At 65.6% G+C, this 20830-nt stretch carries 16 protein-coding genes; 7 read left to right on the forward strand and 9 right to left on the reverse strand.

Going from position 1 to position 20830, the window contains the following annotated elements; all coding sequences use genetic code 11:
* Positions 1-12: 12 nt before the first annotated feature.
* Entirely contained in the window at positions 13-1278 is a 1266-nt protein-coding gene (locus HAV18_RS25270) for an RsmB/NOP family class I SAM-dependent RNA methyltransferase (RefSeq protein WP_166961304.1), read from the reverse strand.
* Positions 1275-1937 (reverse strand): phosphoribosylglycinamide formyltransferase, encoded by a 663-nt coding sequence (gene purN, locus HAV18_RS25275; protein WP_166961307.1) that lies wholly within the window; start codon positions 1935-1937, stop codon positions 1275-1277. Before purN ends, HAV18_RS25270 begins: the two co-directional genes overlap by 4 nt.
* Positions 1938-2059: 122 nt before the next feature.
* Here purN and HAV18_RS25280 point away from each other — a divergent pair, with 122 nt between their 5' ends.
* The 5 genes from HAV18_RS25280 (at position 2060) to dut (ending at position 8276) form a co-directional block, all read left to right on the forward strand.
* The gene (locus HAV18_RS25280) at positions 2060-3052 is read left to right on the forward strand and encodes a bifunctional riboflavin kinase/FAD synthetase (RefSeq protein WP_166961310.1); all 993 of its coding nucleotides are present in this window, start codon (positions 2060-2062) and stop codon (positions 3050-3052) included.
* 102 nt (positions 3053-3154) lie between these two features.
* Entirely contained in the window at positions 3155-5992 is a 2838-nt protein-coding gene (gene ileS / locus HAV18_RS25285; RefSeq protein WP_166961313.1) for an isoleucine--tRNA ligase, read from the forward strand.
* Positions 5993-5994: 2 nt separating this feature from the next.
* Positions 5995-6495, forward strand: coding sequence for a signal peptidase II (gene lspA, locus HAV18_RS25290; RefSeq protein WP_166961316.1), 501 nt, complete (start codon positions 5995-5997; stop codon positions 6493-6495).
* Positions 6496-6562: 67 nt separating this feature from the next.
* Positions 6563-7774, forward strand: a complete 1212-nt coding sequence (gene coaBC / locus HAV18_RS25295) for a bifunctional phosphopantothenoylcysteine decarboxylase/phosphopantothenate--cysteine ligase CoaBC (RefSeq protein WP_166961319.1) — start codon at positions 6563-6565, stop codon at positions 7772-7774.
* A 55-nt stretch (positions 7775-7829) separates the two neighbouring features.
* Entirely contained in the window at positions 7830-8276 is a 447-nt protein-coding gene (dut, locus tag HAV18_RS25300) for a dUTP diphosphatase (RefSeq protein ID WP_166961322.1), read from the forward strand.
* Positions 8277-8327: 51 nt separating this feature from the next.
* Here the strand turns inward: dut and HAV18_RS25305 are convergent, their stop codons facing one another.
* The 4 genes from HAV18_RS25305 to clpS all read right to left on the reverse strand — a co-directional run bounded on the left by HAV18_RS25305 (position 8328) and on the right by clpS (position 13328).
* Positions 8328-9098 carry a hypothetical protein gene (locus HAV18_RS25305; protein ID WP_166961325.1) on the reverse strand — a complete coding sequence of 257 codons (771 nt, stop codon included), beginning with the start codon at positions 9096-9098 and terminating at the stop codon, positions 8328-8330.
* Between the two features lie 135 nt (positions 9099-9233).
* Positions 9234-10613 (reverse strand): amino acid permease, encoded by a 1380-nt coding sequence (locus HAV18_RS25310; RefSeq protein ID WP_166961328.1) that lies wholly within the window; start codon positions 10611-10613, stop codon positions 9234-9236.
* A gap of 103 nt (positions 10614-10716) precedes the next feature.
* Positions 10717-13017, reverse strand: coding sequence for an ATP-dependent Clp protease ATP-binding subunit ClpA (gene clpA / locus HAV18_RS25315; protein ID WP_166961331.1), 2301 nt, complete (start codon positions 13015-13017; stop codon positions 10717-10719).
* Positions 13014-13328, reverse strand: coding sequence for an ATP-dependent Clp protease adapter ClpS (gene clpS / locus HAV18_RS25320; protein ID WP_006398529.1), 315 nt, complete (start codon positions 13326-13328; stop codon positions 13014-13016). Before clpS ends, clpA begins: the two co-directional genes overlap by 4 nt.
* A gap of 546 nt (positions 13329-13874) precedes the next feature.
* On the opposite strand from clpS, the gene HAV18_RS25325 reads away from it, so the two are divergent.
* Positions 13875-14078 carry a cold-shock protein gene (locus HAV18_RS25325; RefSeq protein ID WP_006478030.1) on the forward strand — a complete coding sequence of 68 codons (204 nt, stop codon included), beginning with the start codon at positions 13875-13877 and terminating at the stop codon, positions 14076-14078.
* A gap of 181 nt (positions 14079-14259) precedes the next feature.
* On the opposite strand, the gene HAV18_RS25330 is transcribed toward HAV18_RS25325, so the two are convergent.
* Positions 14260-15867, reverse strand: a complete 1608-nt coding sequence (locus tag HAV18_RS25330) for a multicopper oxidase family protein (protein ID WP_166961334.1) — start codon at positions 15865-15867, stop codon at positions 14260-14262.
* A 671-nt stretch (positions 15868-16538) separates the two neighbouring features.
* Between HAV18_RS25330 and HAV18_RS25335 the strand changes: the two genes are divergently transcribed.
* On the forward strand, positions 16539-16763 hold the full coding sequence (locus HAV18_RS25335) for a hypothetical protein (protein ID WP_043190017.1): 225 nt from the start codon (positions 16539-16541) through the stop codon (positions 16761-16763).
* Between the two features lie 123 nt (positions 16764-16886).
* Here the strand turns inward: HAV18_RS25335 and HAV18_RS25340 are convergent, their stop codons facing one another.
* Positions 16887-19115, reverse strand: coding sequence for an NADP-dependent isocitrate dehydrogenase (locus tag HAV18_RS25340; RefSeq protein ID WP_166961337.1), 2229 nt, complete (start codon positions 19113-19115; stop codon positions 16887-16889).
* Positions 19116-19396: 281 nt separating this feature from the next.
* Positions 19397-20653, reverse strand: coding sequence for an NADP-dependent isocitrate dehydrogenase (gene icd, locus HAV18_RS25345; protein WP_034178829.1), 1257 nt, complete (start codon positions 20651-20653; stop codon positions 19397-19399).
* Positions 20654-20830: the final 177 nt, after the last annotated feature.

The following is a 20830-nucleotide window of genomic DNA, read 5'->3' on the forward strand; positions in this document are numbered from 1 at the left end:
TCCGGCCCGCCGTTACTGCGCGGCGCGCCGTTCGAGCACCGCGGCGAAGAAGCCGTCGGTCGCGTGACGATGCGGCCACAGCGACAGATAGTCGCCCATCTCCAGCTCGATGCGCTGGTCGGCCAGCACCTTCTGCGCCGGCACCAGCACGAACTCGGGATGATCGGCCAGGAACTGTTCGACGATCCGCTCGTTCTCGGCGTCGAGCACACTGCAGGTCGCGTAGACGAGCCGGCCGCCCTTCTTCACGAGGCGCGCGGCGCTCGCGAGGATCGACGCCTGCTTCGGCGTCAGTTCGTCGATCGCCGTGCGCGTCTGGCGCCACTTCAGGTCCGGATTGCGGCGCAGCGTGCCGAGGCCGCTGCACGGCGCGTCGACCAGCACGCGGTCGATCTTGCCGGCGAGCCGCTTGATCTTCGCGTCGTGCTCGCTATCGATCAGCACCGGGTTCACGTTCGACAGCCCGCTGCGTGCGAGGCGCGGCTTCAGCTTCGCGAGGCGCTTTTCCGACACGTCGAACGCATAGAGGCGTCCGGTCGAGCGCATCATCGCGCCCAGCGCGAGCGTCTTGCCGCCGGCGCCCGCGCAGAAATCGACGACCATCTCGCCACGGCGCGGCGCGACGAGCGAGCACAACAGCTGGCTGCCTTCGTCCTGCACCTCGATCTGGCCTTCCTCGAACAGCTTCAGGCGCGTCAGCGCCGGCTTGCCGACGACGCGCACGCCGAACGGCGCGAACGGCATCGCGCCCGCCTCGATACCGTTTGCGCGCAGCGCGTCGATCACCTGGTCGCGAGTCGCCTTCTGCGCGTTGGCACGCAGGTCGAGCGGCGCCGGGTAGTTCAGCGCGGCGGCGAGCTGCGCGAGCTCCTCGGCGTCGAAACGGGCCGACAGCGCCTGGTGGATCCAGTCGGGCAGGTTCGTGCGCACGCGCACCGGCAGGCTCGCCGGATCGATCTTCGACACGTGCTCGAGCCATGCCGACTCGGTGTCGGACAAAAACGGCCTCAGCGCGTTGCGGCCGGCCGTCTGCATCAGGCCGAGCAGCGTCAGACGCCGCGCGGGCGTGCCCGTGCCGCTTTCGGCCAGGTGCGAAAACTCCATCTTCCGGCGCAGCACCGCGAAGACAGCCTCGGCGATCACGCCGCGCTCGGCATGCCCGAGCTTCGGGTGCGCGCGGAAGAACCGGCTCGTCGTCGCATCGGCGGGGCCGGCGAACTTCAGCACCTCGGCCAGCAAGGTCTCGGTCTGGCCAATCAGGAATCCGTGCAGCTTCATACACCCTCACTCGTTTCGGTATGCGGTTGATCCGCGAAAATCCAGCGTGCTTCTTCCGGCGCCACGACGGCACGGCCGTTCTCGAGGCGCAAGCGCCCCTCGACGAACCAGCGCACCGCGCGCGGATACAACACGTGCTCGACCGTCAGCACGCGCTGCGCGAGCGCGGCCGCGTCGTCGCCCGCGCGCACGGGCACCGCGCCCTGCGCGACGATCGCGCCGCTGTCGAGTTCGGGAATCACGAAGTGAACGGTCACGCCGTGCAGTGCGACGCCCGCGTCGAGCGCCTGCTGGTGCGTGTGAATGCCCTTGAAGCTCGGCAGCAGCGACGGGTGGACATTCAGCAGCCGGCCCTCATATCGTCTGACGAATGCGGGCGTGAGGATGCGCATGAAGCCGGCGAGGACGACGAGATCGGGGGCGAAACGGTCGATCTCGGCGGCGAGTGCCGCGTCGAAGCTGTCGCGGCCGTCGAACGACCGGTGGTCGACCACCGCCGTCGCCACCCCGTGCGACGCGGCAAAAGCCAACCCGGCCGCATCGGGCCGGTTGGCGATCACGGCGGCAATCTCGGCCGGCCAGCGTTCCTGCGCGCACGCGCGGACGATGGCCTCCATGTTGCTGCCGCGACCGGAAATCAGGATCACGAGTTTTTTCATCCGCGAATTTTACCATTCGCCCCCGCGTTTCCCGCCTTCTCGGCCGCCGGCTCGCCCGAACGTTTATAATCTTCTGCTTTGCGGCACCCCACCGCCCATTCCCCGACGCTGCATCCGCTATCGTGAAAGTCTTCCGCGGCCTGCCCAACGCCGAGAGCCGCGCGCCGTGCGCGCTGACGATCGGCAACTTCGACGGTGTCCATCGCGGTCACCAGGCCCTGCTCGCGCGCGTGCGCGCGGCAGCGGACACGCGCGGCCTGCCCGTGTGCGTGATGACCTTCGAGCCGCATCCGCGCGAATTCTTCAACCCGGCCGGCGCGCCGCCGCGCATCGCGATGCTGCGCGACAAGCTGGAAGCGCTGCGCGACCACGGCGTCGATCGCGTCGTCGTCGAGCACTTCAACCACACGTTCGCGAGCCAGTCGCCGCAGGCGTTCGTCGAACGCACGCTGGTCGGCGGGCTGCACACGCGCTGGATGATGGTCGGCGACGATTTCTGCTACGGCGCGAAACGCGCGGGCACCTTCGACACGCTGAAGGCGGCCGGCGAGCAGTACGGCTTCGAGGTCGAGCAGATGGGTACGGTGGCCGGCAGCGACGGCACGCGCATCTCCAGCTCGGGCGTGCGCGCCGCGCTCGCCGCGGGCGATCTCGACGCGGCCGCGCAAGCGCTCGGCCACGGCTATGCGATCAGCGGGCACGTCGCGCACGGGCTGAAGCTCGGCCGCGACCTCGGCTTCCCGACCCTGAACCTGCCGATCGCACACAAGCGGCCCGCGCTCGCGGGCATCTTCGTCGTGCAGGTGCATGGCCTCGGCCCCGCTCCGCTGCCGGGCGTCGCGAGCCTCGGGCTGCGCCCGACCGTCGATGATTCCGGCCGCGTGCTGCTCGAAGTCCACCTGCTCGACTGGCACGGCGATGCGTACGGCAAGCTCATCCGCGTCGAATTCCTGAAGAAGCTGCGCGACGAGGCGAAATTCGACGATCTCGAGGCGCTGTCGCGCGCGATCGCGCTGGACGTCGCGAATGCACGCGCGTACTTCATCGAGCGCGACCGTGCGCCGGGCAGCCGCGCCACGGGCTTCTCGACGTCGGCCACCGACCGAATTAGCTGATCCGGACGGCGGCGCCTGGCGCCGCACCCTCGCGCCGCTCACTCGCGCGCATCCCCGATTCACGACGCTCGCGCGTCTCCCGATTTAGATAGCGATCCCATCATGAGCAACAAGAAAGCCGATTCGAAACCGCAGGCCAAGTATCCGGTCAACCTGCTCGACACGCCGTTCCCGATGCGCGGCGACCTGCCCAAGCGCGAGCCGCAGTGGGTAAAGGAATGGGAAGAGCGCGGCCTCTACGAGAAGATCCGCGCAGCCAGCAAGGGCCGGCCGAAGTTCATCCTGCACGACGGCCCCCCGTATGCGAACGGCGACATCCACCTCGGCCACGCGGTCAACAAGATCCTGAAGGACATCGTCGTCAAGTCGCGCAACATGGCCGGCTTCGACGCGCCGTACGTGCCCGGCTGGGATTGCCACGGGATGCCGATCGAGATCCAGATCGAGAAGCAGTTCGGCAAGTCGCTGCCGGCGGCTGAAGTGATGAGCAAGGCGCGCGCGTACGCGACCGAGCAGATCGAGAAGCAGAAGGTCGGCTTCAAGCGCCTCGGCGTGCTCGGCGACTGGGCCAACCCGTACAAGACGATGAACTTCGTCAACGAGGCGGAAGAGCTCCGCGCGCTCGGCAAGATCATCGAGAAGGGCTATGTGTATCGCGGGCTGAAGCCGGTGAACTGGTGCTTCGACTGCGGCTCCGCGCTCGCCGAAGCGGAAGTCGAATACAAGGACCGCACCGATCCGACGATCGACGTGATGTTCGCGTTCGCGGAACCAGAAAAGACCGCGCAGGCATTCGGCCTGGCGGCGCTGCCGCGCGCTGAGGGCGGCATCGTGATCTGGACCACCACGCCGTGGACGATCCCGGCGAACCAGGCGCTGAACCTCCATCCGGAAATCGTCTACGCGCTGGTCGACACCGAGCGCGGGCTGCTGATCATCGCGGAAGAACGCGTGGCCGCGTGCATGGAAGAGTTCAAGCTGACGGGCCGCGTCGTCGCGACCGCGCCGGGCGTGAAGCTCGCGAACCTGCGCTTCCACCACCCGCTCGCATCGGCCCACCCCGGCTACAAGCGCACCGCGCCCGTCTACCTCGGCGACTACGTGACGACCGACACGGGTACCGGCGTCGTGCACTCGTCGCCCGCGTACGGCATCGAGGACTTCATGTCCTGCAAGGCGCACGGGATGACCGACTCGGACTTCATCAACCCGGTGATGGGCGACGGCCGCTATATCGAATCGCTGCCGCTGTTCGGCGGCCTGTCGATCTGGGACGCGAACCCGAAGATTGTCGAAGCGCTGAACGCGGCCGGCTCGCTGCTGCGCAGCGAGAAGTACACGCACAGCTACATGCACTGCTGGCGCCACAAGACGCCGATCATCTACCGCGCGACGTCGCAGTGGTTCGCCGGCATGGACGTGACGCCGCGCGACGGCAGCAAGACGCTGCGCGAAACGGCGCTCGAAGGCATCGACGCGACCGCGTTCTACCCGTCGTGGGGCAAGCAACGCCTGTTCAGCATGATCGCGAACCGTCCCGACTGGACGCTGTCGCGCCAGCGTCAGTGGGGCGTGCCGATGGCGTTCTTCGTGCACAAGGAAACCGGCGAGCTGCATCCGCGCACGCTCGAGCTGCTCGAGGAAGTCGCGAAGCGCGTCGAGCAGTCGGGCATCGAGGCATGGCAGACGCTCGACCCGCGCGAGCTGATCGGCGACGACGCGAACCTGTACGAAAAGAACCGCGACACGCTCGACGTGTGGTTCGACTCTGGCACGACGCACTGGCACGTGCTGCGCGGCTCGCACAAGGATCAGCTGCAATTCCCGGCCGACCTCTACCTCGAAGGCTCGGACCAGCATCGCGGCTGGTTCCACTCGTCACTGCTGACCGCGTCGATGATCGACGGCCGCGCGCCGTACAAGGGCCTGCTCACGCACGGCTTCACGGTCGACGGCGAAGGCCGCAAGATGAGCAAGTCGCTCGGCAACGGCATCGATCCGCATGAAGTCGCGAACCGCCTCGGCGCAGAAATCATCCGCCTGTGGATCGCATCGACCGACTATTCGGGCGAGCTCGCGATCTCCGAGGAAATCCTGAAGCGCGTGACCGAAGGCTATCGCCGCATCCGCAACACGCTGCGCTTCCTGCTCGCGAACCTGTCGGACTTCGACTTCGCGCAGCACGCGGTGCCCGTCGACGAATGGCTCGAGATCGACCGCTATGCGGTCGCGTTCTCGCAGCAGCTGCAGACGGAACTGCTCGGCCACTACGAGAAGTACGAATTCCACCCGGTCGTCGCGAAGCTTCAGACGTACTGCTCGGAAGATCTGGGCGGCTTCTACCTCGACGTGCTGAAGGACCGCCTGTACACGAGCGCGGCCGATTCGCGCGCACGCCGCTCCGCGCAGACGGCGCTGTACCACCTGACGCACGGCCTGCTGCGCGTGCTCGCGCCGTTCCTGTCGTTCACGGCGGAAGAAGCGTGGAAGGTGTTCCAGCCGTCCAGCGACACGATCTTCACGGAAACCTACTACGCCTATCCGGAAGTCGCCGGCTCGGCCGCGCTGATCGAGAAGTGGGCGCTGCTGCGTGACGTGCGCGGCAACGTGACGAAGGCGCTCGAGGAAGCGCGCACCGCGAACCGCATCGGTTCGTCGCTGCAGGCCGAAGTCGCCGTGCACGCGAGCGGCGCACGCTACAACGCGCTCACGAGCCTCGGTGATGATCTCAAGTTCGTGCTGATCACGTCGGCCGCGACGGTCGTCAAGGTCGACGACGAAGCGCAGGAAAGCGTCGACGTGGCCGCGTCGAAGTACCAGAAGTGCGAACGCTGCTGGCACTACCGCGAAGATGTCGGTGCACACGCCGATCATCCGACGCTGTGCGGCCGCTGCTTCTCGAACCTGTTTGAAAACGGCGAAATCCGGAGCGCTGCTTAAATATGGCGAAAACCCTGTCGAAACCGGCCAGCGGCGCACTTGCGCCCTGGCTCGGCATTTCGCTGATCGTGATCCTGTTCGATCAACTGTCGAAGATCGCGATCCTGAAAACGTTCGTGTACGGCGCGCAGCATGCGCTGACGTCGTTCTTCAACCTCGTGCTGGTCTACAACCGCGGCGCCGCGTTCGGCTTCCTGTCGACCGCGAGCGGCTGGCAGCGCTGGGCGTTCACCGCGCTCGGCATCGGCGCGACGCTCGTGATCTGCTTCCTGCTGAAGCGCCACGGCCACCAGCGGCTGTTCAGCGTGTCGCTCGCGCTGATCCTCGGCGGCGCACTCGGCAACGTGATCGACCGGCTCGTGTACGGCCACGTGATCGACTTCCTCGATTTCCATCTCGGCGCCTGGCACTTCCCGGCGTTCAACCTCGCCGATTCCGCGATCACGGTCGGTGCGGTGCTGCTGATCTACGACGAACTGCGTCGCGTGCGCGGCTCTCGCTAAGCGCGCATACTCGGCGTCGACGGCCGGCTTCGCGCCGGCCGTTCCGTTTGACCCTTGGAGGCCTGAGTTGGCACACGCAGAACTCGCAGGAAAACACCTCGTTCTCGGCCTGACGGGCGGCATCGCCTGCTACAAGATCGCCGAGCTCACGCGGCTGCTCGTGAAGGCCGGCGCGACCGTGCAGGTCGCGATGACCGAAGCCGCTACCCAGTTCATCACGCCCGTCACGATGCAGGCGCTGTCCGGCCGGCCCGTCTACACGAGCCAGTGGGACGCGCGCATCGACAACAACATGGCGCACATCGACCTGTCGCGCGAAGCCGACGCGATCGTGATCGCGCCCGCGTCGACGGATTTCCTCGCGAAGCTCGCGCACGGGTTCGCCGACGACCTGCTGTCGACGCTGTGCGTCGCGCGCGATTGCCCGCTGCTCGTCGTTCCCGCGATGAACCGCCAGATGTGGCAGAACCCGGCCACGCAGCGCAACGCCGCGCAACTGCGCGCAGACGGCGTGTCGGTGCTCGGCCCGGACTCGGGTGCGCAGGCTTGCGGCGAAGTCGGCGACGGCCGGATGCTCGAGCCCGAGGCGATCTATGAAGCGATCGTCGCGCACTTCGCGCCGAAGGTGCTCGCGCACCGGCGCGTGCTGATCACGGCCGGCCCGACGTTCGAACCGCTCGACCCCGTGCGCGGCCTCACGAACCGCTCGAGCGGCAAGATGGGCTTCGCGCTCGCGCGCGCCGCGCAGCAGGCCGGCGCCGACGTTCATCTCGTCGCGGGGCCGGTCGCGCTCGACACGCCGTGGGGTGTCTACCGCCAGGACGTGCAGACCGCCCAGCAGATGTACGACGCGGTGATGCATGCCGTGAACAACGCCGACATCTTCATCGCGGTGGCCGCGGTCGCCGACTGGCGCGTCGCCCAACCGGCGGAGCACAAGATGAAGAAGACGGCCGATCGCAAGATGCCGGCGCTCACGTTCGTCGAGAACCCCGACATCCTCGCGTCGGTCGCGGCGCTGCCCGATCCGCCGTACTGCGTCGGGTTCGCGGCCGAAAGCGGCGACCTCGACGTGCACGGCGACGAGAAGCGCAAGCGCAAGAACGTGCCGCTGCTGGTCGGCAACCTCGGCCCGCTGACGTTCGGTCGCGACGACAACGAAGTCGTGCTGTTCGAGGCCGCCGGCCTCACGCGCCTGCCGCGCGCACCGAAGGACGAACTCGCGCACACGCTCGTCGCGGAAATCGCGAAGCGCCTGCCCGACAACCGCCTGATCTGATCTCCCGCGCGGCGGCCGTCGCTGCCGCGCCCTTCCCGCCTCATCCGACGACCGCATGAAACTCGACCTGAAGATTCTCGACGCGCGCATGCGCGACTACCTGCCCGCCTACGCGACCACCGGCAGCGCGGGCCTCGACCTGCGCGCGTGCCTCGATGCGCCGATCACGCTGCAACCGGGCGAAACGACGCTCGTGCCGACCGGCCTCGCGATCCATCTCGCCGATCCCGGCTATGCGGCGCTGATCCTGCCGCGCTCGGGCCTCGGCCACAAGCACGGGATCGTGCTCGGCAACCTCGTCGGCCTGATCGATTCCGACTACCAGGGCCAACTGATGATCTCGACGTGGAATCGCGGCCAGACCGAGTTCGTGCTGAATCCGTTCGAACGGCTCGCCCAGCTCGTGATCGTGCCGGTCGTGCAGGCACAGTTCAACATCGTCGACGACTTCGCGGAAAGCGATCGTGGCGAGGGCGGCTTCGGCAGCACCGGCCGTCACTGAGCAACGCAACAAAAAAGGGGCCTCGCGGCCCCTTTTTCTTGTCCTTTACCGTCATTCCTCGACGGGTTGCGCGATCCGCGCGGGCATCAGGTCGCGCTGCCGCGCCTGGGCCACGATCGCGTAGATCACCAGTGCGACCAGCACGCCGAGCAGCACGGCCGACGAACCGATCGTGCCGAGCGCGAGGCCGCCCTTCGCAACCGGCTTCGTGAGCAGATCGCCGACCGTCGCGCCGAACGGACGCGTGAGCACGAACGCGGCCCAGAACAGCAGCACGCCCGAGATCCGCGTGAAATAGTGCGCGAGCACGATCACCGCGAGCAGCCCGCCGATCAGCAGCGCGCCGCCGCCGAAGCCGAGCCCCGAGCTGTCCGCGAGGAAGTCGCCGAGCGCGGTGCCCAGCGTGTTCGAGAACAGGATCGCGATCCAGTAAAGCAACTCGACCTTGCGCGTGCGGATCAGGTCGACCGACAGCGATTCGCCGCTGAGGCGCCACACGGCGAAGATGGCCAGCAGGATCGCGACCAGGATCGACGAGCCGGCCGCATAGCCAAGGCCGAGCGTGCGGTCCATGAAATCGGACATCGTCGTGCCGGCCGTGCTCGTCGCGACGATCACGGCCCAGTAGATCGCCGGGCGATAGCGTGTCGTCCTGAGTTGCGCGCCCAGCGTCACGAGAAAGAAACCGAACAGCAGGATCGAGCTCACCGCGTAGCCGACGTTCAGCGTCATCGACAGCAGGTCGCCGCCGGTTTCGCCGAACGTCGTCGCACAGATCTTCATGATCCAGAACGCGAGCGTGATTTCGGGAAGTTTGTTCATTCGAACCCCTTTTTGCAGGAAAGCGGCGGGCCGGCGCATGCCGGCCCGCCTTGCAGACAGGATCGAATGTAGTCGCCGCGGGCTTAACGGAACCTTAGCGGGCGTGAAGAACGGTGTGGGGGTACGCCGGCGCGGTCAGCGTGCATGTTCGTGCCGGTAATGCAGCGCGTATGCGAGCGTCAGCAAGACGACGAACACGACGCCGACCACCATCGTCATCCGGAATTCGCGCGTAAACGCGGTCGTGAACAGGATCGCCGCGACGAGCCCCGCACCGAGCAGGCTGCCGAACGGGTGCCCCCACATCCGGAACGCGAGCGCGGGGCCGCGATACCGCGCGCGGAAGCGCAGGTGCGTGACGAAGATCATCATCCATGTGAACAGCGCACCGAACATTGCGATCGCCATCATCACGGTGAACGCAGTGTCTGGCGCGAGCGCAACCAGCACGGCCGCCACCGCGACGCCGCTCGTCGAGATCCACAGCGCTGCACGCGGCACGCCGTTCGTGCCGAGCCGGCCGAACACCGCTGGCGCGAGCCGTGCACGCGACAGGCTGAACATCATCCGCGTCGTCACGTAAAGCTGGCTGTTCATCGCCGACAGCGCCGCGATCAGCAGCACGAAGTTGATCACGCCTGCCGCGTACGGCACGTGCGTCGCGGCCATCACCTTCACGAACGGGCTTTCGTCGGTGCCGGCCTGCGTCCACGGCACGATCGCGAGCATCAGCGACAGCGTCAGCAGGTAGAACAGCACGAGCCGGAACACGGTCGAGCGGAATGCGCGCGTGACCGCGTGCTGCGGATCGCGCGCCTCGCCGGCTGCGATCGCGACGGCTTCGATGCTCATGTAGCTGAAGATCGCGACGATCACCGCGACCCAGGTGCCCCACGGCCCCTTCGGCATGAAGCCGCCGTGCGCGGTGTAGTTCGCGAAACCGATGCCCGATGCGGCCGGCGCCGACCACACGAGATACGCGCCGAGCACGATGAACACGACGATCGCCGCGATCTTCAGCAGCGAGAATGCGTATTCGACCGTGCCGTACAGCGTGACGCTGGCCAGGTTCACGGCGATCAGCAGCGCGGAGAGGCCAATCACCCAGTACCAGCCGGGCACGGCCGGAAACCAGTACTTCATGAACACGGCGATCGCGCTGATCTCGGTGCCGATCGCGAACACCACCGCGAACCAGTACGCATAGCGCACCAGGAAGCCCGCGAGCGGGCCGACATAGTGCTCGGCATACGCGCCGAACGAGCCAGCCGTCGGATGCGCGACGGTCATTTCCGCGAGCGCGCCCATCAGCAGCAGCGCGATCAGCGCGCCGATCGCATAGGAGACCAGCACGCTCGGGCCGGCGAGACCGATCGCGAACCCGCTGCCGAGGAACAGCCCCGTGCCGATCGCGCCGCCGATCGCGATCATCGCCATCTGCCCCGACGTCAGCGCGTGGCGCAACCCTTGTTCTCGCGCGACGATGCTGTCGAACGATCGTTGTTGTTGTGTCACTGCGTTACCACTCCCCTGCACCACCATTGCGCCGCCGGCGCCGGATAAAACGAAACGGCGCGGAGAACTTCCCGCGCCGTTCGCATGAACAACGAATTATCGCTTACTCGACTTCGACCGTCTCTTCGTTCGGCTTGTGCGGCGGATTCGCCAGCTTGTCGAACGACAACAGCACCTTGTCGTTTTCGTCGACGTCGACCGTCACGTGACCGCCGTTGACGAGCTTGCCGAACAGCAGTTCGTCGGCCAGCGCGCGACGGATCGTGTCCTGGATCAGCCGCTGCATCGGCCGCGCGCCCATCAGCGGATCGAAGCCGTGCTTCGCGAGATGCTTGCGCAACGCGTCGGTGAAGAGCGCGTCGACCTTCTTCTCGTGCAGTTGTTCCTCGAGCTGGATCAGGAACTTGTCGACCACCCGCATGATGATTTCCTCATCGAGCGAGCGGAAGCTGATGATCGAATCCAGGCGGTTGCGGAACTCCGGCGTGAACAGGCGCTTGATGTCGGTCATCTCGTCGCCCGTCTCGCGGCGCGTCGTGAAGCCGATCGTCGCCTTCTGCATCGACTCGGCGCCCGCGTTCGTCGTCATGATGATGATGACGTTGCGGAAATCCGCCTTGCGGCCGTTGTTGTCCGTCAGCGTGCCATGGTCCATCACCTGCAGCAGCACGTTGTAGATGTCCGGATGCGCCTTCTCGATTTCGTCGAGCAGCAGCACGCAGTGCGGCTTCTTCGTGACGGCTTCGGTCAGCAGGCCGCCCTGGTCGAACCCGACATAGCCCGGAGGCGCGCCGATCAGGCGGCTCACCGCGTGACGCTCCATGTATTCCGACATGTCGAAACGGATCAGCTCGATGCCGAGCGTGAACGCGAGCTGGCGCGCCACTTCGGTCTTGCCGACACCCGTCGGGCCGGAGAACAGGAACGCGCCGATCGGCTTGTCCATCTTGCCGAGGCCCGCGCGCGCCATCTTGATCGAGGCCGCGAGCGCATCGATCGCCGGATCCTGGCCGAACACGACGCTCTTCAGGTCGCGGTCGAGCGTCTGCAGCTTGCTGCGATCGTCCTGCGACACGCTCTGCGGCGGCACACGCGCGATCTTCGAGATGATTTCCTCGATCTCGCTCTTGCCGATCGTCTTCTTCTGCTTCGACTTCGGCAGGATGCGCTGGGCGGCGCCCGCCTCGTCGATCACGTCGATCGCCTTGTCCGGCAGGTGACGGTCGGTGATGAAGCGCGCCGACAGTTCCGCCGCGGCCGACAGTGCGCCCGACGAATACTTGACGCCGTGATGCTCCTCGAAGCGCGACTTCAGGCCGCGCAGGATCGCAACCGTCTGCTCGACGGTCGGCTCGCTCACGTCGACCTTCTGGAAGCGCCGCGACAGCGCCGCATCCTTTTCGAAGATGCCGCGATATTCGGTGAACGTGGTCGCGCCGATGCACTTGAGCGTGCCCGACGACAGCGCCGGCTTCAGCAGGTTCGACGCATCGAGCGTGCCGCCCGACGCGGCGCCCGCGCCGATCAGCGTGTGGATTTCGTCGATGAACAGGATCGCGTGCGGACGCTCCTTGAGCTCCTTCAGCACCGTCTTGAGACGTTGCTCGAAATCGCCGCGGTACTTGGTGCCCGCGAGCAGCGCGCCCATGTCGAGCGAGTAGACCTGCGCGTTCGCAAGGATGTCCGGCACTTCGCCACGCGTGATGCGATAGGCGAGCCCTTCCGCGATCGCGGTCTTGCCGACGCCAGCCTCGCCGACGAGCAGCGGATTGTTCTTGCGGCGACGGCACAGCACCTGGACCACGCGCTCGACCTCGGGCTCGCGACCGATCAGCGGATCGATGCGGCCGTCCTTCGCCATCTGGTTCAGGTTCTGCGTGAATTGCGCGAGCGGCGTTTCCTTCTGCGCATTCGCGTCTTCGCTTTCCGCGTTCGCGTCGGCCGACTTCGCGGCTTCGCCGCCGTTGGTCTTCGCGATGCCGTGCGAAATGAAGTTCACGACGTCGAGGCGCGTGACGCCCTGCTGCTGCAGGTAGTACACGGCATGCGAATCCTTCTCGCCGAAGATCGCGACCAGCACGTTCGCGCCGGTGACTTCCTTCTTGCCGTTCGACGTCGACTGGACGTGCATGATCGCGCGCTGAATCACGCGCTGGAAACCGAGCGTCGGCTGGGTATCGACATCGTCGGTGCCCGGGACGGTAGGTGTGTTGTCGTGGATGAAATTGCGCAGGTTCTGACGCAAGTCCTCGATGTTGGCCGCGCACGCGCGCAACACCTCGGCTGCCGTCGGATTATCCAGCAGGGCCAGCAGCAGATGCTCGACCGTAATGAACTCATGGCGCGCCTGGCGTGCTTCCATGAACGCCATGTGCAGGCTGACTTCCAATTCCTGGGCAATCATGCTTCCTCCATCACGCACTGCAGCGGATGCCCGGCCTGCCGCGCATGGGTAACGACTTGCTCAACCTTGGTCGACGCGATGTCCCGCGTATAGACCCCACAAACCCCTCGCCCTTCGCGATGGACCTTCAGCATGATCTGCGTGGCCGTCTCGCGATCCTTCTTGAAATACTCCTGGACCACCATCACGACGAACTCCATCGGCGTGAAGTCGTCGTTCAGCAGCACCACCTTGTACATCGAAGGCGGCTTGAGCTTCTGCTGCTTGCGTTCCAGGACGGTGCTGTCCTGCTTGTCCGGGATAATCGCCATACACCCATTCTAAACAACTCGGACAGGCCCGCAATCCTGCCATTACCCGACCGACCGGCCGGCGCCCTCCCCGGAATCCCGGAACACGCGATCTTCTTCGCGCCATACGAAAGCCGGCTGCGGTGCCGGCTTTCACGCGTGGCGTGGAACACGAACCGTCAGGGGGAACCGCACCGGAACGTCGTATCCGCATCCAGTATCCCACAAGCCGGCACGACTCGAACGCGTGTCACTCGAGCCTGGTATATGAGCCGATTATGCTGCTTTTCAAGTCCTCGCGCTTGGCCGCGTGCTGCAAAGCAAAGCCGGAAAAACCCTGAAAATGGGTTCTTTACAACGTCCCTCTAAACGTCTAAAAATTCCTCTTGACACTCCAATAAAGAGCGCCAACAATCAAGCTGGCACTTTTTTCAATTTGCCAGTTGGCGAAATGAAAGAGGCCGAGGTGAGCTTGTGAGGGGGGAACGACTGCATTTTCCGGTCGTTTAGCTTTTCGAGCGTGCTCGTGGTAAGTAGCAGCGACTGTGTGACAGGGGAAGTAGGAAAATGGCAACTGGTATCGTTAAGTGGTTCAACGACGCGAAGGGCTTCGGTTTCATCACTCCCGACGAGGGCGGTGAGGATCTGTTTGCGCACTTCTCGGCTATCACCATGAATGGCTTCAAGACGCTGAAGGAAGGCCAGAAGGTGAGCTTTGACGTCGTTCAAGGACCGAAGGGCAAGCAAGCGTCGAACATCCAGGCCGCATAAAGGCATCGGATATCGGACGAAGAAACCCGGCGCATTGCGCCGGGTTTCTTTTTTTGAGGCCGGCCAATCGATAATCGATTGGCCGGCCTTTTCGTTCAATCCCGATAATTGAACACATATTGTCTTGTCACACATGCAGATAGGTTATCGGTCCTGCGCGTGAAACATATTCACCACATCGTTACACGACCTTCAGCGTGCCCATCATGCCGAGATCCTCGTGTTCGAGAATGTGGCAATGAAACATGCGCTCGCCGGGCATGTCTTGTGTGACGAGAATCGACACCGTTTCGCCGCTGCGCACGTTCACGGTATCGCGCCATGCGCGGAACGGTTCGGTCGTGCGCGCGCCGCCCGACGCTCGCTCGATCACCTGGAACTGCGTGCCATGCAGGTGGAACGGGTGATCCATGTCGGTGGTATTGCGAATCTCCCAGCGCTCGATGTCGCCGCGGCGGCTCGTCAATGTCACGCGGTGCGCGGCGTAGGTTTCGCCGTTGATCGTGAAACGCATGCCGGCCGGTCGGCCGTGCGCCGCGCCCTTCATCATCGCGTCCATGTCCATTTCCTCGCCGAACGCGACCGTCTTGTGCGCGACCGGCTCGCCCAGCGGCTGCACTGCGCGCAGCGTGGCCGGCAATGCGCGCGCGGCGGCGGGCGCAAACGCGACATCGGCCAGCGCCAGCGCCGGATCGGGCGGCAGGCTGCCGTGACCGTCGTCGTGTGACATCGCCATCTTGCGGCGGTCGTACTCGGCCGCCTGCAGCACCGCGCGCGACGCACGGTCGCCGGCGCGCACCAGCAGTTCCGCACGCTCGCCCGGCGCGATCAGCAGCGACGTCACGCGACGCGGGGCATCGAACAGCCCACCGTCGGTGCCCGCGTGCTCGAACGCTCGGCCATCGTCGAACGCGACGCGCAGGTAGCGCGCGCTGCACGCGTTCCACACGCGCCAGCGCTCGTCGCCCGCGACGTCGATCCGCGGCCGGCGCGCGCCGTTGACCAGCACGAACTGGCCCTCGCGGCCATTCATCCAGTCCATCATGTCGTTCGGTGCAATCGTGCCGTCGCGCGCAAGCTTCAGGTCCGACACGAACAGGTTGCGTTCGGGCCAGCCCGCCAGCGGATCGTCCGCGGCGCGCACGACGAACGGGCCGGCGAGCCCGCGAAACACCTGCTCGGCCGTCATCATGTGCGGATGCGGGTGGTACCAGTAGGTGCCGGCGCTCCCCTTCGGCAGCGTGAAGCGATACACGCGCGATGCGCCGGGCGCGACGGGGTCGGACGGGTTGCCGTCCTGATCGGGCGGCACCGGCAGGCCGTGCCAGTGGATCGTCGACGGCTGCGGTAGCTTGTTCACGAACTTGATCTCGACCGTGTCGCCCTCGCGCACGTCGATCAGTGGACCCACGACAGGCCCCTGCGTGCCCGCGCCGAACTGCCAGAACGGGGTCGGCCGTGCACCGTGCAGCATCGGTCGCGCTACCGGCTGCGCGACCAGCGTGGCCCGGAACATGCCGGGCTCGCGGCTTTCGTTCGCGAGCGTGCGCAGCGCCGCGAGCGGCGCGCCGGCCGGCAGCGCGTCGGCGGCCGCGAGCGCGGCCGGTGCGGACTTGCCGTGCTGCCCATGACCCGCCATCCCTGGCATGCCCGACATGCCGGGCATGTCGTCCATCGAGTCCATGCCGGCCATGCCAGCGTGACCGGCATGCTGCGCCCACGCGGCGCGCGCGAACAGCGACGCGGCCGCGGCACCGATGGCGCGCGACAGGAAGGTTCTCCGTATCATCAATCGTTCCTCGTTATCCATGCTGCGTCGCGCGGCCGCCACGACGCCCGCGCCGGCCGGCTGAAGCGCCGATGCGCGACGCAAATCCTGATGCCCGCGTCATCATAACCGCAGGCTCATATCGAGACGCTTCGCCGCCGGCCGGGCGGCGATACGCCGCATGGCTCGACAACGCCCCACCGGATTCGGCACGCATCGAGCGGCATCGTCGATCGACGATGCACGGCCCCTCACTCGCGACCGCAGCACCACTCAACCCTGCCCCTTGCTGCGTCCAGACGGTCGCCTGGCGCCTGCCGTTCGGCCCCGCCCCGGCGCCGGTCGCGCCACCGGTTCGCAAAACCGCCAATATTTCACGATGTGGAACAAGTCTCTGCGTTGTAAAAATTCGTGGTGCAGGGCACAAATTTCCCGTTTCGCGATGCCAAAAAACGTTCCGCAATACAAAACGACGAAAGTAATTATTTGTTTTTAAACGATAATTTTTGTTTAGTGAAGCCGTTCTACATGCACCATCCGACCGGGTCGCGGACGTAGACTTTGTCCCATGCACTGACGCTTCGCCACGACGTTCGATACGGAACCCGGCGCAAGCAGCCAGTCGGGACACAGCCGGTCGAGCCGGCAAGCGGCACAACAGAATCGCTTGTAATCAGAAAGGGAGAACGGAAATGAAGGGATTTCGCTTTGGTTCAGCGCTCGGGTCGTTCTACATCCTGCCGGGTAACGGTGGCTGGGAAGCGACGTTCGGCAACGCCCTGCTCGGTGCATTCTCGTGCCCCGAAGTGGCGGCCGACCACATCTCCCGCGGCGACTGCGAGCAACCGTCCGAACTCGACACGGCAACGCTCGAAGTGCCGCACGAAATCGCCGAATGGGAAATCGTTCACGTCTGAATGGCAAGCCTGCAACGAAAAACGCCCCGGGCGACCGGGGCGTTTTTATTGGGTGTCGGACGGCGAACGGCTAACCGCGCCGTGTCGACACACGCATTGGCTCGCGCGATTGCGCGGCCCGCGTCAGGCGACTGCGTCGACGATGCCGTTCAGCGTCGCGCTCGGGCGCATCGCCTGGCTCGTCAGGTCGACGTTCGGACGGAAGTAGCCGCCGATCGCCTGCGCCTTGCCCTGCGCGGCAGCCAGCTCTTCCAGAATGCGCGCTTCGTTGTCGGACAATGCCTTCGCCACACCTTCGAACTGCGCCTTCAGCGCGGCGTCCTCGGTCTGCTCGGCCAGCGCCTGCGCCCAGTACAGGCACAGGTAGAAGTGGCTGCCGCGGTTGTCGAGGCCGCCGACCTTGCGCGCCGGCGACTTGTTCTCGTCCAGGAACTTGCCGGTCGCCTGGTCGAGCGTCTTCGCGAGCACGACCGCCTTCGGGTTCTGGTACGCGTTGCCGAGGTGTTCGAGCGACGCAGCCAGTGCGAGGAATTCGCCGAGCGAATCCCAGCGCAGGAAGCCTTCCTCGACGAACTGCTGCACGTGCTTCGGCGCCGAGCCGCCCGCACCCGTTTCGAACATCCCGCCGCCGGCCATCAGCGGCACGATCGACAGCATCTTCGCGCTGGTGCCGAGCTCCATGATCGGGAACAGGTCGGTCAGGTAGTCGCGCAGCACGTTGCCCGTGACCGAGATCGTGTCCTTGCCCGCGCGGATGCGCTCGAGCGAGAAACGCGTCGCTTCGACCGGCGTCATCACGCGGATATCGAGGCCGTTCGTGTCGTGATCCTTCAGGTAGCGTTCGACCTTCGCGATGATCTGCGCATCGTGCGCACGCGCCGGATCGAGCCAGAACACGGCCGGTGCGCCGGTCGCACGCGCGCGGTTGACCGCGAGCTTGACCCAGTCCTGCACCGGTGCGTCCTTCGTCTGGCACATGCGCCAGATGTCGCCCGATTCCACTGCATGCTCGAGCAGCACGTTGCCGGCTTCGTCGGTGACGCGCACGACGCCATCGGCCGGAATCTGGAACGTCTTGTCGTGCGAACCGTATTCTTCGGCCGCCTGCGCCATCAGGCCGACGTTCGGCACGCTGCCCATCGTGACCGGATCGAACGCGCCGTGCTGCTTGCAATCTTCGATCACGGCCTGGTAGACACCGGCGTAGCAACGGTCCGGAATCACGGCCTTCGCATCGTACAGAGCGCCGTCCGGGCCCCACATGCCGCCCGAATCTCGGATCATCGCCGGCATCGACGCGTCGACGATCACGTCGCTCGGCACGTGCAGGTTCGTGATGCCCTTGTCCGAGTTGACCATCGCGAGGCGCGGGCGCACCGCGTATTCGGCCTTGATGTCGGCTTCGATCGCTTCGCGCGTGTCGGCCGGCAGGTCCTTCAGGCGCGCGTACAGATCGCCGATCCCGTTGTTCGGGTTGAAGCCTGCCTGCGCCAGCACGTCCGCGTGCTTCGCGAGCGCGTCGCGGTAGAACACCGACACGAAGTGACCGAACAGGATCGGGTCCGAGACCTTCATCATGGTCGCCTTCAGGTGCACCGAGAACAGCACGTCCTGCGCCTTCGCGTCGGCGATCTGCGCTTCGATGAAGCTGCGCAGCGCATTGCGGCTCATCACCGATGCGTCGATGACTTCACCGGCCTTCACGGCCGTCTTTTCCTTCAGCACCTTCTTCGCGCCGTCGGTCGTCGTGAGTTCGATCTTCACGCTGCCGGCATCGGCGATCAGCGCCGATTTCTCGCTGCCGTAGAAGTCGCCTTCGCTCATGTGCGCGACGTGTGCCTTCGACGTGGCCTGCCACGCGCCCATCTTGTGCGGGTGCTTGCGTGCGTAGTTCTTGACCGACAGCGGCGCGCGGCGGTCGGAGTTGCCTTCGCGCAGCACCGGGTTCACCGCGCTGCCCTTGATCTTGTCGTAGCGGGCCTTGACCGCCTTCTCTTCGTCCGTCGACGGATCTTCCGGGTAGGCCGGAAGCTTGAAGCCCTGCGCCTGCAGTTCGGCGATCGCGGCCTTCAGCTGCGGCACCGATGCGCTGATGTTCGGCAGCTTGATGATGTTCGCTTCCGGCTTCAGCGTGAGCTGGCCCAGCTCGGCCAGATCGTCGGAACCCTTCTGCTCGGGCGGCAGGACGTCTGCGAATGCCGCGATGATGCGGCCGGCGAGCGAGATGTCGCGCGTTTCGACGGCGACGCCGGACGAGCGCGTGAAGGCCTTGACGATCGGCAGCAGCGAATAGGTCGCGAGCGCGGGCGCTTCGTCAGTGAGGGTGTAGATGATCTTGGGCGAAGTGGACATGGTCGATGCGTTGCTACGTGAAAATTTTGGACTGAGGAGCGCCGGCGGTAACCGGCGGGGAGCGACCGGGTCGGTCGCGAAAGGGGCACGCCGGCTCAGCCGGGCGGTGGTGTTGCGAGGGCCGTCATGTTCTACCTTGCAGGGCCTCCGGGCCGCATCGCAGCGCCGCGGCCCGCATGCCGGACCGCCCTGCCAACAAACCTGCCATCCACGAAACGCTCCGGCGCCGGCAGTCAGCGCCGGGGCGGCCGGCAACCTGCCGGCCCACCCCGGAAGGGGTCTTACATGTTCTCGATCAGCACTTCACCGAAGCCCGAGCACGACACCTGCGTCGCACCTTCCATCAGGCGCGCGAAGTCGTACGTGACGCGCTTCTGCAGGATCGACTTCTCCATCGACGCGATGATCGTGTCGGCCGCTTCCGTCCAGCCGAGGTGGCGCAGCATCATTTCCGCCGACAGGATCTCGGAACCGGGGTTCACGTAATCCTTGCCTGCGTACTTCGGTGCCGTGCCGTGCGTCGCCTCGAACATCGCGACCGAATCCGACAGGTTCGCACCCGGCGCGATCCCGATTCCGCCGACCTGTGCGGCCAGTGCGTCGGAGATGTAGTCGCCGTTCAGGTTCAGCGTGGCGATGACATCGTATTCGGCCGGGCGCAGCAGGATCTGCTGCAGGAATGCGTCGGCGATCGAATCCTTGATCACGATCTCGTTGCCCGTCTTCGGGTTCTTCACGCGCATCCACGGGCCGCCGTCGATCAGCTCGCCGCCGAATTCCTTCTGTGCAAGCGCGTAGCCGGCATCACGGAACAGGCCTTCCGTGAACTTCATGATGTTGCCCTTGTGCACCAGCGTGACCGACTTGCGATCGTTGTCGATCGCGTACTGGATCGCCTTGCGCACGAGACGCTCGGTGCCTTCGGTCGACACGGGCTTGACGCCGATCCCCGAGGTTTCCGGGAAGCGGATCTTCTTCACGCCCATCTCGTCCTGCAGGAACTTGATCACCTTCTTCGCCTGCTCGGAGCCCGCGGCCCATTCGATGCCCGCGTAGATGTCTTCCGAGTTCTCGCGGAAGATCACCATGTCGATCTTTTGCGGCTCGCGCACCGGCGACGGCACGCCCTTGAAGTACTGGACCGGGCGCAGACACACGTAGAGATCGAGTTCCTGGCGCAGCGCGACGTTCAGCGAACGGATGCCGCCGCCGACCGGGGTCGTGAGCGGCCCCTTGATCGAGACCACGTATTCCTTGAGCACCTGCAGCGTTTCGTCCGGGAGCCACACGTCCGGGCCGTACACCTTCGTCGCCTTCTCGCCCGCGAAGATCTCCATCCAGTGGATCTTGCGCTTGCCCTTGTAGGCATGCGCGACCGCCGCATCGACGACCTTGATCATGACCGGCGTGATATCGAAGCCCGTACCGTCGCCTTCGATATAGGGAATGATCGGCTGATCGGAAACGTTGAGCGAGAAGTCCTTGTTGACGGTGATCTTGTCACCGCCTTCCGGAACCTTGATGTGCTGATACGGCATGATCGACTCCAGTGACGTGGCTGAGCAGGTGATGCTGGTCGAAGCTGCGCGCGTGGCGGGGGCGCGGCATGGCCACCCCGTGACGGCAACAGCGAGCCGCTATTCTAGCGCCCCAACCGGGCACTTCGGCACGAAGCGCGGCACTGCGTATCAAGACCCCACTTATGTCTTATATAA

This window comes from Burkholderia sp. D-99, assembly GCF_011605345.1.
GTDB lineage: Bacteria > Pseudomonadota > Gammaproteobacteria > Burkholderiales > Burkholderiaceae > Burkholderia.